9 protein-coding genes and 1 pseudogene are annotated in these 14,031 nt (G+C 73.2%); 8 read left to right on the forward strand and 2 right to left on the reverse strand.

The genetic code is table 11. From position 1 onward, the window contains the following. Positions 1 to 3: 3 nt before the first annotated feature. The 3 genes and pseudogenes from AB0I68_RS20520 to AB0I68_RS20530 form a co-directional block, all read left to right on the forward strand. Positions 4 to 1,422 carry an FAD-dependent oxidoreductase gene (locus tag AB0I68_RS20520; protein ID WP_363178751.1) on the forward strand — a complete coding sequence of 473 codons (1,419 nt, stop codon included), beginning with the start codon at positions 4 to 6 and terminating at the stop codon, positions 1,420 to 1,422. Between the two features lie 150 nt (positions 1,423 to 1,572). Next, positions 1,573 to 2,037: a hypothetical protein gene (locus AB0I68_RS20525; protein ID WP_363178752.1), complete on the forward strand. Its 465-nt coding sequence runs from the start codon at positions 1,573 to 1,575 to the stop codon at positions 2,035 to 2,037. A gap of 10 nt (positions 2,038 to 2,047) precedes the next feature. Then, a pseudogene (locus AB0I68_RS20530) lies at positions 2,048 to 2,233 on the forward strand (chitinase); the annotation flags it as partial. A 37-nt stretch (positions 2,234 to 2,270) separates the two neighbouring features. Here AB0I68_RS20530 and AB0I68_RS20535 read toward each other — a convergent pair. Together AB0I68_RS20535 and gabT are read right to left on the reverse strand one after the other, a co-directional pair. Then, positions 2,271 to 3,044, reverse strand: a complete 774-nt coding sequence (locus AB0I68_RS20535; RefSeq protein ID WP_363178753.1) for a phosphatase PAP2 family protein — start codon at positions 3,042 to 3,044, stop codon at positions 2,271 to 2,273. A 133-nt stretch (positions 3,045 to 3,177) separates the two neighbouring features. Then, a complete protein-coding gene (gene gabT, locus AB0I68_RS20540; RefSeq protein ID WP_363178754.1) occupies positions 3,178 to 4,524 on the reverse strand; it encodes a 4-aminobutyrate--2-oxoglutarate transaminase in 1,347 nt (448 codons plus the stop codon). 248 nt (positions 4,525 to 4,772) lie between these two features. Between gabT and AB0I68_RS20545 the strand changes: the two genes are divergently transcribed. The 5 genes from AB0I68_RS20545 (at position 4,773) to AB0I68_RS20565 (ending at position 14,014) form a co-directional block, all read left to right on the forward strand. Then, entirely contained in the window at positions 4,773 to 7,181 is a 2,409-nt protein-coding gene (locus AB0I68_RS20545; RefSeq protein WP_363178755.1) for an ATP/GTP-binding protein, read from the forward strand. A 99-nt stretch (positions 7,182 to 7,280) separates the two neighbouring features. Then, positions 7,281 to 8,861, forward strand: coding sequence for a PucR family transcriptional regulator (locus AB0I68_RS20550; protein WP_363178757.1), 1,581 nt, complete (start codon positions 7,281 to 7,283; stop codon positions 8,859 to 8,861). Positions 8,862 to 9,026: 165 nt separating this feature from the next. Further along, positions 9,027 to 10,472, forward strand: a complete 1,446-nt coding sequence (locus tag AB0I68_RS20555; protein WP_363178758.1) for an aldehyde dehydrogenase family protein — start codon at positions 9,027 to 9,029, stop codon at positions 10,470 to 10,472. A 153-nt stretch (positions 10,473 to 10,625) separates the two neighbouring features. Then, positions 10,626 to 12,578 carry an acyl-CoA dehydrogenase family protein gene (locus tag AB0I68_RS20560; protein WP_363178759.1) on the forward strand — a complete coding sequence of 651 codons (1,953 nt, stop codon included), beginning with the start codon at positions 10,626 to 10,628 and terminating at the stop codon, positions 12,576 to 12,578. 77 nt (positions 12,579 to 12,655) lie between these two features. Next, the gene (locus AB0I68_RS20565) at positions 12,656 to 14,014 is read left to right on the forward strand and encodes a hypothetical protein (RefSeq protein ID WP_363178760.1); all 1,359 of its coding nucleotides are present in this window, start codon (positions 12,656 to 12,658) and stop codon (positions 14,012 to 14,014) included. Positions 14,015 to 14,031: the final 17 nt, after the last annotated feature.

Consider the following 14,031-nt stretch of genomic DNA (forward strand, 5'->3'; position numbering starts at 1 on the left):
GCCATGGCCCCAGTCGCCATGCGAAGTGTTGCGCAATCCCTTTCCGAAGCACTGCCGGTCTCGTACTGGCTGGACGACCCCGGCAAGCCCGCCGCACGGCCGGCGCTGACCTCCGACGAGGCCTGCGACCTGCTCGTCATCGGCGGCGGGTACAGCGGACTGTGGACCGCGCTGATCGCCAAGGAGCGCGATCCCGCCCGGGACGTCGTCCTGATCGAGTCGAAGGAGGCGGGCTGGGCCGCCTCCGGCCGCAACGGCGGCTTCTGCGCCGCCTCCCTCACGCACGGCCTCGCCAACGGCATGGCCCGCTGGCCGGGCGAGCTCGCCAGACTGGAGGAGCTCGGCGCCCGCAACCTCGACGAGATCGAGGCGGCCATCGCCCGCTACGGCATCGACTGCGACTTCGAGCGCACCGGCGAGATCGACGTGGCCACCGAGCCCCACCAGGTCGAGGAGCTGCGCGAGCTGTACGAGGAGGCCGAGAAGCTGGGCCTGGCGGGCGGCTCGCGCTGGCTGGACCGCGAGGAGCTGCGCGCCGAGGTCGACTCGCCGACGTTCCTGGCGGGTCTGTGGGACACCGACGGCGTCGCCATGCTCAATCCCGCGAAGCTCGCCTGGGGCCTGAAGAAGGCCTGCCTGTCGCTGGGCGTGCGGATCTACGAGAACACCCGCGGGCTGTCCCTCGCCGCCTCGGGCGCCGGGATGGCCGTACGCACCCCGTACGGGCGGATCTTCGCCCGGCGGGTGGCGCTGGGCACGAACATCTTCCCGTCCCTGGTCAAGCGGATCCGCCCGTTCACGGTCCCGGTCTACGACTACGCGCTGATGACCGAGCCGCTGACCGACGACCAGCTGAAGGCGATCGGCTGGCAGAACCGCCAGGGACTGGGCGACAGTGCCAATCAGTTCCACTACTTCCGCATCACCCCGGAGAACCGCATCCTGTGGGGCGGCTACGACGCCGTCTACCCCTACCGCGGCAAGCTCGACTCCGAATACGACCACCGCCCCGAGACGTACCTGAAGCTCGCGCAGCACTTCTTCACCGCGTTCCCGCAGCTGGAGGGCATCAAGTTCAGCCACGCCTGGGGCGGGGCCATCGACACCTGCTCGCGTTTCTCCGCCTTCTTCGGCACCGCGCACGGCGGCAAGGTCGCCTACGCGGCCGGCTACACCGGGCTCGGCGTCGGCGCCACCCGCTTCGGCGCCGACGTGATGCTGGACCTGCTGGACGGGGCCCGCACCGAGCGGACCGGGCTGGAGATGGTGAAGTCCAGGCCGATGCCGTTCCCGCCGGAGCCCTTCGCCTGGACCGGGATCACCCTCACCAAGTGGTCCCTGGCCCGGGCGGACGCCCGCGGCGGCCGCCGCAACCTGTGGCTGAAGGCCCTCGACAAGCTCGGCCTGGGCTTCGACAGCTGACCGGGACCCCCGGTACGCCCCCGGCGCGCGCCGCGGTTCACACCGTGAGCCGTTTCACCACCACGGGGTGGTGAAACCCACGTCATCGCAGGGCCCGGCCCCGCTCTCTCCCGGTGAGGACCCCTCACCCCAGAGAACGGAGGCCGGGCGATGCAGGGCTCGGAGATCAAGACCGCGGTGGAATGGCTGGTGTCGGTGGCGCCGGATCCCGACGCCTGCCGGTGGGAGTGGGAGCGCAACCCCCTCGGGGTCGTCCTGCTGCCCGCCGGCCGGCACTGGGACGTGCTGATCCTGCCCGGGGAGCTGGGGCAGACCGCCCTCGACGTCCTGACACGGCTCCTCGGCCGGCCCGGCCCGGTGCTCGCCGACTTCGGCGACTCGCGGCTGGGCTTTTTCGTGCCCCCGGGCACGGCGGGCCGCTGGATCGCCACCGGCGTACGGGGAGCCGGGCGCGGGACCTGGATCGTGGTCCCGTACCCCGGCCGGGACACGGGCGGGGTGCGCTGGCTGGTGGTCCCGGACGGCCGCGGGACGCTCACCGATCCGGTGCTGCTGGAGCTCGCGATGCACGAGGCCGCGGCCCGGGTGGCGGGGGAGGAGGGCCGGATGCCCTGACGGCGGCGGCTCCGCCCTCAAGGCCACCCCGGCCGGCCAGGACAACGCCCGCTGCTCCCAGACCGTCACCGTCAAGCCCGACTCGACGCACACGCTCGGAGCCTGGGTGCAGGGCGCGTACGTCTACCTCGGCGCGGCCGGGACCGGCACCACCGACGTGTCCACCTGGACGCAGACCCCCGGCGCCTGGAAGCAGTCCTTCCATGAAGGCGAAGTCCAAGAACGGCGCCAGGCTAGGAGGAGGGTCTGACAGTGCGCCGTACGGCCCATCGGACGGCCAGCAGCAGGGGCGTGCACAGGAAGCAGCTGGCCAGCACGTCCAGGGGCCAGTGCCAGCCGCGCAGGATCAGGCCGGTGGCCGTGGCGCCCGTCAGGACGAGGGCGGCGGCCATGGGCCACCGGCGACGGGTGTAGGGGCCGATCAGCAGGGCCGCGCCGATGTAGGCGACGGCGGAGGTGGCGGTGTGGCCCGAGGGGTAGTAGCCGGTGGCCCAGGGCTCCAGGGGGCCCGGGCGGGCGGTCCACTCCTTCAGCGGGACGATCGCGGCCGGGACCAGGGTCATCGCCAGGCCCGCGGCCAGGGCCGGGGCCCAGGCGCGGGAGCGCCGGACGGCGTACGCCATCGCCAGGCCCAGGACCGGCAAGGCGACCTGGATGTTGCCGAGGTCGGACAGGCGCTCGGTGACGGCGTCGGGGACCGTGCGGACCAGGGCGCGGCTGAGGCGCTCGTCCGGTGTGAGCAGCGGGCCCGAGACCAGGACCTGCCAGGTCGTCAGGGCGAGTGCCGGCAGGGAGAGAAGGAGGAGGAGGATGGCCGGCCGTCCCGGAACAGGGGGGATGGTTCCGGGACGGCCGGCCGGATCGGGTTGCCGAGCGCCCCGGGGGGTTTGGGGCGAACGGCCGTCCGATCGGTGAGGAGTGTGCGCGAACGCAGGCCCAGTGCGGCGCTGGGGAAGCCCGGTACTGGTGTCGCCCCCGGTCGCCCGGGAGCGGGGTGTCTCACTCATCTGCAGAAACCGTACGGCAGCGAAAAGGGGACCGACAGCAGGATCGCGGTCCTGCCATCGGCCCCCCACATCTTCTTCACAGGCTCCGACCGTTACCGGCGGTACCTGATGGAGCGTGCGTTCGGATGCTCGCTCAGATGGCCGTGCCGATGGCCGCGAACGCGGCCTCGATGAGGTCCAGGCCCTCGTTCAGCAGGTCCTCGCCAATGACGATCGGCGGGAGGAAGCGGAGCACGTTGCCGTACGTACCGCAGGTGAGGACGAGCAGGCCCTCGGCGTGGCAGGCCTTGGCGAGCGCGCCGGCCGCCTCCGGGAACGGGGTCTTGGACGCGGGGTCCTTGACCAGCTCGATCGCGACCATGGCGCCGCGGCCGCGGATGTCGCCGATGATGTCGTACTTCTCCTGCATGGCCGTCAGGCGGGTCTTCATGACGGACTCGATCTTCTTCGCCGCGGCGTTGAGGTCGAGCTCCTTCATGGTCTCGATGGAGCCCAGCGCACCGGCGCAGGCCACCGGGTTGCCGCCGTAGGTGCCGCCCAGGCCGCCCGCGTGCGCGGCGTCCATGATCTCGGCGCGGCCGGTCACGGCGGCGAGCGGCAGACCGCCCGCGATGCCCTTGGCGGTGGTGATCAGGTCCGGGACGATGCCCTCGTCCTCGCACGCGAACCACTGGCCGGTGCGGCAGAAGCCGGACTGGATCTCGTCGGCGACGAAGACGATGCCGTTGTCGTTGGCGAACTTCACGATCGCCGGCAGGAAGCCCTTGGCCGGCTCGATGAAGCCGCCCTCGCCGAGGACCGGCTCGATGATGATCGCGGCGACGTTGTCGGCGCCGATCTGCTTGGAGATCTGGTCGATCGCCTGGGCGGCGGCCTCGGGGCCGCAGTTCTCGGCACCGGTGGGCCAGCGGTAGCCGTAGGCGACCGGGACGCGGTAGACCTCGGGGGCGAACGGGCCGAAGCCGTTCTTGTAGGGCATGTTCTTCGAGGTCAGCGCCATCGTGAGATTCGTACGGCCGTGGTAGCCGTGGTCGAAGACGACGACGGCCTGGCGCTTGGTGTACGCACGGGCGATCTTGACGGCGTTCTCGACGGCCTCGGCGCCGGAGTTGAACAGCGCCGACTTCTTCGCGTGGTCACCCGGGGTCAGCTCGGCGAGGGCCTCGCAGACCTCGACGTAGCCCTCGTACGGCGTGACCATGAAGCAGGTGTGGGTGAAGTCCGCGAGCTGCGCGGAGGCGCGGCGCACGACGGCCTCGGCGGAGGCGCCGACGGAGGTCACGGCGATGCCGGAACCGAAGTCGATCAGGCGGTTGCCGTCGACGTCCTCGATGATGCCGCCGCCCGCGCGGGCCGTGAAGACCGGGAGCACGGAGCCCACGCCGCCGGCCACCGTCTCGAGGCGGCGGGCCTGCAGCTCCTGCGACTTGGGGCCGGGGATCGCGGTGACGATGCGGCGCTCCTGCGGGACAGCGGTCATAGAGGGCTCCTGGGGGGTGTTTTCGGACGCACTTGTGTCTTTGTCCGCAGGCTAGGCCCGGGGGAGGGGGTACGGCATGCTCCGTTCGGGAGTGGTGCCCGCGTGTCCTTGTCCGTGACGGCCATAGGAAGGATGCGCCGCATGTCTTGTGGACGCTGCGGAGGTACGGGCCGGTACGGGCCCACGGCCGCCTCCGGGCAACTACATTGAGCGACGCAGCGCAGGCACGGGCAGGGGGCAGGGGTTTCATGGACACCGAGGGCACGTACGGCCACAGCCACGGCGGGCCCGGGGGACCCCCCGACGCGACCGCCGCCGGGGCGCACGTGCCCCGCCCGGCCGGGCCGCCGCCCGCCCTCCCGCCCCAGCGGCCCAAGGCCCCGCCGCCACCGCCCGCCTACGCCCCGGGAGCCGGGGCCTCCGGCTCCCCCTTCACCGCCTGGCTGCGCACGCCCCGCCCGGCGGCGGAGCCCGGCATCTGGCGCTTCGCCTATACCCAGGCCCCACCGAAGCCCGCCGGCACCGACCGCTCGGTGCTGGTCCGGGTGGTCGTCGCCTTCCTCGTGTATTTCGTGTGCTGGCGGATGTTCGTCAACGGGAAGCTCCCCTTCCTCGGCGCCCCCCTCTACTACTTCACCCCCGCCAGCTGGTGGGACGGCAGCCTCACCCCCGGCCCGGTCGACCACCGCGGCGCGGCGGCCCAGGATCTCTACGAGCTGCTGGGCACCGTCGGCATGTTCCTCGCCTTCGCCAAGATCGGCGGCTGGCGGGCCGCCTTCGACCGCCTGGTCTGCGCCCGCGGCCCGTGGTACCGCGCGCTGGGCGCCGCGGCCGGGGCCTTCGCCGTGGTGCTTCTGATCGAGAGCCAGACCCTGTCGGTCTACCCGCTGGCCTTCGGGCACCTGCCGTACGCGGAGCTCGGCAGCACGGCCGCCTCGGTGGTCACCTACGCCCTCTACGCCCTGATCTACCTCCCCGTGCTCCTCGTCTTCGCCCGTCTCGGCGGCTGGGCCCCGCTGCTGGCAGGCCTCTTCACCCCGGCCGGACCCGCCTCCGACGTCCTCGCCGCGACTCCGGGTGGCCCGCAGGACCCGGCCGGCTGGCCGCAACTGCGCGCCGCCGGGCTGGGGGAGTCCGCCGACCGGCTGATGGCCGAGGCCGAGGCGGGCCGCATGAACGACGTCGACCTCGCGCGCATCCGCCGCGCCTGGGAGTCCGTAGTGGTCGATCCCTCGCGCCGCACCGCCTTCGTTCAGGCCGTGCAGGCCAAGGGCGCGGCCGCCTGCGGCCACCCCTCGGGATCGCGCGATCTGCCGCTGCGCGTCGCCTCCCACGACTTGGCCGTTGCCCAGGTCCGCCTGGGCCGGGTCACCGACGCCGAGCCCAACCCGTATGAGCGGCGCGGGACCGGGCTGGCCTTGGACCCCGGGGTCCTCGGCACCTCGGTGCTCGCCGTCGGCCCCTCGGGCGCCGGAAAGACGAGCCTGTTGGTCAGGCCGCTCGTCGAGTCTCTGGCGCTCCAGGCTCTCGCCGGAGAGGCGGCGGTGATCGCAGTCGGTGCTGCTGGAAGCCGGCTCGGACCCGACGACGCCTTTGACATCGTGGTCCGTCCCGGCGACCCCGCGTCCGTCCACGACCTGGACCTCTACGGCGGCACCACCAACCCCGACGAGGCCGCCTCCCTCCTTGCCGAGGCGTTCATCGGTGAGACGCCGGGGCTCGACGTACGCCGGGCTGCGACCGCGCTCGCCCAGCTCCTCGGCCCCTTCCGGGCCGCGTACGGACGCTTTCCCACCGTGCCCGAGCTGCGGGCGCTGCTCGAGCAACTGCCCGCCGCGCTCGCGGAACTGCGCCAGGAGCTGGAGAGCGCCGGGCATCAGGCCATGCTGCGCGAGCTCGACGCCCGCGCCCGCCAGCACACCGCCCCCGACGATCCGGGAACGGCTCTCGCCGACCGTGTGGCGCTGCTCGACCGGCCGGCCTTCCACGGCTTCTTCGACAGCACCGCCGCCAGCCGGCCCTTCTCCATGCGCGCCCTCGAACACCCGATCCGGGTCCGTGTCGACCTCCCCGAGCGCAGCCACCCCGACGCGTCACGGATGCTGGCCCGGCTGCTCCTCGCGCAGTTCAACGCCTCCGCCACGGCCCGCGCCGACCGCTCCCTCTTCGCCTTCCTCGCCCTCGACGATGCCGCGCACACCCTCACCCCGGATGTTGTGCGCGGCGTACAGAGGCTCCGCACGGCGAACGCCGGAGTGCTGCTCACCCTTCGCACCCTGGACGACGTACCTGAAACGCTCAGGACTCCGCTCCTCGGGTCGGTCGGCTGCCGGATGGCTTTCTCCGGGGTGACCACCTGGGACGGCAAGTGTTTCGCCGATGCCTGGGGCACCGAGCTCGTCGAGACGCGGGACGTCACGAGCCGGACGGTCTACGCCGATCAGCCCTTCACCCGGGCTCTGCACGCCGTACGCAAGCTGATCACCGGCAAGGCGGTCGCGACCGAGGCGGTGACCGTGCGCCAGGTCGAGCGGGAGCGCTGGTCGGCCTCGGCCCTGGCCAACACCGTGCCGCCCGGGCACGCCGTGGTCTCGCTGACCTCCGTCAAGGGGGAGCGGGCGGCTCCGTTGCTGGTTCGGCTGGCCGCGACGGGCTGAGCCGACCCGTACGGGGTGGCAGAATCGAGCTGAGTCGTTCATACGACAAGGCGAAATTCCCTGCCGTGCCCCTCCCTCTTTTAAGGCCCCTGGTACCCGATGCCGCTCACCCTCGCCTCACTCGTCCAGCACTCGGCGCTCAAGCTGAGCGTCCGGGCGGGGGAGGGGCGCCTCGACACCCCCGTGCGCTGGGCCCACGTCAGCGAGCTCGCCGACCCCGTCCCCTACATGGAGGGCGGGGAGCTGCTCCTGATCACCGCGATGAAGCTGGACGCGGAGGATCCGCAGGAGATGGGCCGGTACGTACGGCGCCTCGCCGCGGCCGGGGTCGTCGGCATCGGCTTCGCCGTCGGCGTGAACTACGAGGCGGTCCCGGAGGCGCTGGTCGAGGCCGCGCGGGCCGAGGACCTGCCCCTGCTGGAGGTGCCGCGCAGGACCCCGTTCCTCGCGATCAGCAAGGCCGTCTCCGCGGCGCTCGCCGCGGACCAGTACCGCGCGGTGACCGCCGGCTTCGAGGCCCAGCGGGAGCTGACGCGGGCCGCGCTGTCCGCCGACGGCCCCGCCGAGCTGCTGGCGAGGCTGGCGGCGCACGTGCACGGCTGGGCCGCCCTGTACGACACCTCGGGCGCGGTGGTCGCAGCCGCCCCGGAGTGGGCCGCGCGGCGCGCCGCGCGGCTGACCCCCGACGTGGAGCGGCTGCGGGAGCGGCCGGCGCCCGCGAGCGCGGTGGTGGGCGGCTCGGAGGACCGGGTCGAGCTCCAGTCGCTGGGGACGGGGCGGCGGGCCCGCGGTGCGCTCGCCGTCGGCACGGGGGCCCCGCTGGGCACGGCCGAGCGGTACGCCGTGCACTCGGCGGTGGCGCTGCTGACCCTGACCACCGAGCGGTCGAGGTCGCTGCACGACGCCGAGTCCCGGCTGGGGGCGGCCGTGCTGCGGATGCTGCTGGACGGGGAGGCCGAACATGCGCGTGCGGTGGCCGGGGACCTGTACGGGGCGCTGCTGGAGGCGCCGTTCCGGCTGATCGTGGCGGAGCCGGCGCTGCCGGGGACCGCGCAGCCGGAGGGGCTGGCGCTGCTGGCCGATGCGGTGGAGTCGGCGGCAGCCCGTGCGGGGGAGGCGCTGCTGGTGGTGCCGGAGCCGGGGCGGCTGGTGGTGCTGGCTGCCGACGGGGGCTCGGCGGTGCAGGCCTGCGCGGAGCACGCCGAGGCGCTGGAGTCGCGGCGCGGCCGGGAGGCCACGGGTCCGGAGCCGGACGAGCTGGTGGTCGGCCTGTCCGCCCCGACGGTGCCTTCGGGGGTGGCGGCGGCCTTCAAACAGGCCGACCAGACGCTGGCCGTGGCCCGGCGGCGGGGGCGGCCGATGGTGGAGCACGAGGACCTCGCGGCGGGGTCGGTACTCCCGCTGCTGGCGGACGAGGCCGTACGGGCCTTCGCGGACGGCACCCTGCGGGCGCTGCGCGAGCACGACGAGAAGGGGCGCGGCGACCTGGTGGCCTCGCTGCAGGCGTGGCTCTCGCGGCACGGGCAGTGGGACGCGGCGGCCGCCGACCTCGGCGTGCACCGGCACACGCTGCGCTACCGGATGCGCCGGGTCGAGGAGATCCTCGGCCGCTCCCTCGACGACCCGGACGTCCGCATGGAGCTCTGGCTCGCCCTCAAGGCCACCTCACCTGCGGCGTAGCCGCGGTAGTCGGCGGGCCGCGCAGCGGTACTCCGCACGGCGACAGTGACAAAGCGGCGTGGCCGAACCTCCGCATGCTCCACCCCGGATAAACGCCGAATCCCGGGCGGAGTCCTACGGTGGAGGAGACAAGGACCCGCACACATCCGAAGGGCCGGGATTCGCATGACTTCCACCCACGCCTTCTGGCTCGCCGGCCGCCAGGCCACCGGCGAGGCCAGCTTCGACGTCCACTCCCCGTGGGACGGCCGACTGGTCGGCAGCGTCAGCGTGCCCACCGACGCCCAGGTCGAAGAGGCCGTGGCCGCGGCGTACGCCGTGACGGCCGAGTTCTCCGCTGCTCCCGCCCATGTCCGTGCCGCCGCCCTGGACCACGTGTCCAAGCGGCTCGTCGAGCGCACCGAGGAGATCGCCCAGCTGATCTCCGCCGAGAACGGCAAGCCCATCAAGTGGGCCCGCGGTGAGGTCGGCCGTGCGGTGTCCGTGTTCCGCTTCGCCGCCGAAGAGGCCCGCCGCTTCAACGGCGGAGAGGCCCAGCGCCTCGACACCGACGCCGGTGGCGTCGGCCGTCTCGCCCTGACCCGCCGCTTCGTCAAGGGCCCGGTCCTCGGCATCGCGCCGTTCAACTTCCCGCTGAACCTGTGCGCCCACAAGGTGGCCCCGGCCATCGCCGTCGGCGCGCCGATCATCCTGAAGCCGGCTCCGGCCACCCCGCTCTCCGGCCTGATCCTGGGTGAGCTGCTCGCCGAGACCGACCTCCCGGCCGGTTCCTGGTCGGTCCTGCCGGTCGCCAACGACAAGATGCCGGCCCTGGTGAAGGACGAGCGCCTGCCCGTCATCTCCTTCACCGGCTCCGACAAGGTCGGCTACGCCATCCAGCAGTCGGTGCCCCACAAGCACTGCACCCTGGAGCTCGGCGGCAACGCCGCCGCCGTGGTCCTGGACGACTGGTCCTCCGAGGCCGACCTCGACTGGGCCGCGACCCGCATCGCGACCTTCTCGAACTACCAGGCCGGCCAGTCCTGCATCTCCGTGCAGCGCGTGATCGCCGACGCCTCCGTCTACGACCGCCTCGTCGAGAAGGTCGTCGCGAAGGTCCAGGCCCAGGTCACCGGCGACCCGTCCGACTCCGCCACCGACGTCGGCCCCCTGGTCTCCGAGGACGCCGCCAAGCGGGTCGAGGCCTGGGTCGACGAGGCCATCTCCGCCGGAGCCAAGCTGCTCACCGGTGGCAAGCGCGAGGGCGCCTCGTACGAGCCGACCGTCATCGCCGAGCTGCCCGCCGACACCACCCTCGCCGTCGAGGAGGTCTTCGGGCCGGTGCTGACGCTCACGAAGGTCGAGAACACCGACGAGGCCTTCGCCGCCGTCAACGACTCGAAGTTCGGCCTGCAGACCGGCGTCTTCACCCGGAACATCCAGACCGCGTTCCGCGCCCACCGCGAGCTCGAGGTCGGCGGTGTGATCGTCGGCGACGCGCCGTCCTACCGCGCCGACCAGATGCCCTACGGCGGCGTCAAGCAGTCCGGTGTGGGCCGCGAGGGTGTCCGCTATGCGATGGACGACTACACGTACGAGCGAGTCCTGGTCCTGACCGGCCTCGACATCTGATTCTCGTACGGCCAAAAAGCCGACGGCCGGAGCCTACTGTGCGGGGGCTCCGGCCGTCCCCCTTTTCCCGCGGGCCCGGATTGGGTACGACTCACAGGTAGCACCGGCCAGTAGGCCGGTACCACCGACTCCGGCGGCGAGGTGAGCCCCCTCATGTCCGCAACACAGCCCGCACAGCCCAAGGTGACCGAGCGCGAGGCACGGCAGGTCGCGGAAGCGGCCCGGGAACAGGACTGGCGCAAGCCCAGCTTCGCCAAGGAACTCTTCCTGGGGCACTTCCGGCTCGACCTGATCCACCCGCACCCGATGCCCGCGGACGAGGACGTCCGGCGCGGCGAGGCCTTCCTGGCCCGGCTGCGGGCGTTCTGCGAGACCGAGCTCGAAAACGGTCTGGCCGCGCGCATCGAACGCGAGGCGAAGATCCCCGACGAGACCGTGCGCGGGCTCAAGGAGCTCGGCGCCCTCGGCATGAAGATCGACCCCAAGTACGGGGGCCTGGGCCTCACCCAGGTGTACTACAACAGGGCGCTGGCCCTCGTCGGCTCGGTCAGCCCCGCCATCGGGGCCCTGCTCTCCGCGCACCAGTCGATCGGCGTCCCGCAGCCGCTGAAGATGTTCGGCACGCAGGAGCAGAAGGAAACCTTCCTGCCGCGCTGCGCGACCACCGCCATCAGCGCCTTCCTGCTCACGGAGCCGGACGTCGGCTCCGACCCGGCGCGGCTGGCCACCACCGCCGTCCCCGACGGGGAGGACGCGTACGTCCTCGACGGGGTGAAGCTCTGGACCACCAACGGGGTCGTCGCGGACCTGCTGGTGGTGATGGCCCGGGTGCCGAAGTCGGAGAACCACCGGGGCGGGATCACCGCCTTCGTCGTCGAGGCCGATTCGCCCGGGATCACCGTCGAACACCGCAACGCCTTCATGGGCCTGCGCGGCCTGGAGAACGGCCTCACCCGCTTCCACCGGGTCAGGGTGCCCGCCTCGCAGCGCATCGGCGCCGAGGGCGCCGGTCTCAAGATCGCGCTGACCACCCTGAACACCGGCCGGCTGTCCCTGCCCGCCATGTGCGTCGGCGCCGGGAAGTGGTGCCTGAAGATCGCCCGCGAATGGTCCGGCGTACGCGAGCAGTGGGGCCGCCCGGTCGCCCGGCACGAGGCCGTCGGCGCCAAGATCTCCTTCATCGCCGCCACCACCTTCGCCCTCGAAGCGGTCGTCGACCTGGCCTCCCAGATGGCCGACGAGGACCGCAACGACATCCGCATCGAGGCCGCCCTCGCCAAGCTCTACGGCAGCGAGATGGCCTGCCTGATGGCCGACGAGCTCGTCCAGATCCGGGGCGGGCGCGGCTTCGAGACCGCCGAGTCGCTGGCGGCCCGCGGCGAGCGTGCCGTCCCCGCCGAGCAGATGCTGCGCGACCTGCGCATCAACCGGATCTTCGAGGGCTCCACCGAGATCATGCACCTGCTGATCGCCCGCGAGGCCGTCGACGCCCACCTGTCCGTCGCCGGCGACCTCATCGACCCCGAGAAGGCGCTCGGCGACAAGGCCAAGGCCGGAGCCCGCGCGGCCGGGTTCTACGCCCGCTGGCTGCCCAAGCTCGCCACCGGGCCGGGCCAGGTCCCCGGCGCGTACCGCGCGTTCCACCCGGGCGGTCACCCCGACCTCTCGGTCCATCTGCGCTACGTCGAGCGCAGCGCCCGCAAACTCGCCCGGTCCACGTTCTACGCCATGTCCCGCTGGCAGGGCCGCATGGAGACCAAGCAGGGCTTCCTCGGCCGGATCGTCGACATCGGCGCCGAGCTCTTCGCGATGAGCGCCGCCTGTGTGCGCGCCGAGCACCTGCGCGCCTCCGGGGACCACGGCCGCGAGGCCTACCAGCTGGCCGACGCCTTCTGCCGGCAGTCCCGGATCCGCGTCGAGGAGCTCTTCGGCCGGCTCTGGTCCAACACCGACGACCTGGACCGCAAGGTCGTCGCCGGGGTGCTCTCCGGCACCTACACCTGGCTCGAGGAGGGCGTGCTCGACCCGTCCGGCGACGGGCCCTGGATCGCCGACGCCGCCCCCGGCCCGTCGACTCAGAAAAACGTGCACCGCCCCATCCGCTGACCTGCGATCATCGATATCAGTCGGAAGGATGTACGGGTACGGGTACGCGTACGGGCACGAAGGCAGGGCGGACAGCGATGTCGACGGCCGTGGAAGACCGCAACAGCCGGCGGCTGGCCTGGTGCGTGGCGCACGTCCTGCGCCACGCACCGGACCGCATCGCCTTCGACCTCCTCGGCCGGCTCGACCGGCCGACCCGCAAGTACCTGTGCCGCGACGAGTGGCTCCCCGCCTCGGCCGTCACCCTGCTGCTGCGCCACGGGTCCGAGGCGGACCGCCGGTTCATCGCCCGCAACCCCCGCGTCGTCGGGCGGCCGCTGCCCGGCCTGCCCGGACCCGAACGGTACGCGCGGCGCCGGACCCCGCCCGAGCTGCTGCCCGTCCTGCGCGCCGAGCTCGGCCGGGACCCCGCGGACGGCGCCCTGACCACCGGCGAGCTGGTCGGCCTGCTGCGTCTGCACGGCACGCGCCGCCCCCGGACCGCCCTCGACGTCCTGCGGCTCCCGTACGAACTCGACCCGCAGGAGCTGAGCGCCGAGCACGCCCGGCAGCCGCTGCCGACCGGATCCGCCGAGGCCCTGCTGCTCGTCGCCGACCTGCCCGCGGAGACCGCCCGGGCGCTGCTCGCCGTTCCCGCCGCCGACGAGGACGGGCGCTCCTGGCACCGGCCCGCCGTCCGCGCCGTCCGCATGGGCCGGCTCACCCACGAGGAGCTCGTCGCCTGCGTCGCCCCCGCCCGCCGCACGCTGCTCCTGGGCCGGCTCCCCGCGTACCCGGCCCTGCGCTGGACCCTGCCCGAACAGGCCGGCATGCAGACGGCCGTCACCCGGGCCCTGGCCCCGCTGAAGGACGACCCCCGCCTGTGGTCCGAGCTGCTGCGGCACGCCCCCGGTTTCCCCGGGCCGCTGCCGGACCTGGTGGCCGCCGTGGCCGCGGGAAGCCTGCCCGGACCGGCGGGCCCGGTTGCCCCGCTCGCCGCCGGCGCCCCGGCGGAGCCCGGCGAGGACCTCGTCCGGGCCGTGCGCCACCTGGCGCCCACGGCCGCCGAGCCGGAGACCGGGGGAGTGGAGCGGGAGCTCGCCCTGGCCAGCCTCGCCGTTCCGATGGAGACCGTCCAGGAGGACATCCGCTGGGTACGGGACTGCCTGGACCGGGGCCTGCTCACCGGCGCCGACGTGGTCCGGCACAAGCTGCCGGCCTGCTGGGCCCTGGACGAGGACCACTGGCTCGGCGACGTGGACCACCCCGACCGGCACGACCGGCCGGGCGCCGTGCTCGCCGCCCGCGCCGAGGCGGACCGGCTGTTCACCCTGGCCCTCGGCGAGGACCCGGAGGCCTGGTGGCGGGTGGCCCGTACCCTCCCCGACTTCGCCGGAACGCTGCCGCACCTGCTCCTGCGCGTCACCGACGGGGACTCCGTGTCCGACCGCTCCTGAGTTGCGGCAACAATGGG

Origin of the sequence: Streptomyces sp. NPDC050448, from assembly GCF_040655295.1 — a bacterium.
Lineage (GTDB): Bacteria > Actinomycetota > Actinomycetes > Streptomycetales > Streptomycetaceae > Streptomyces.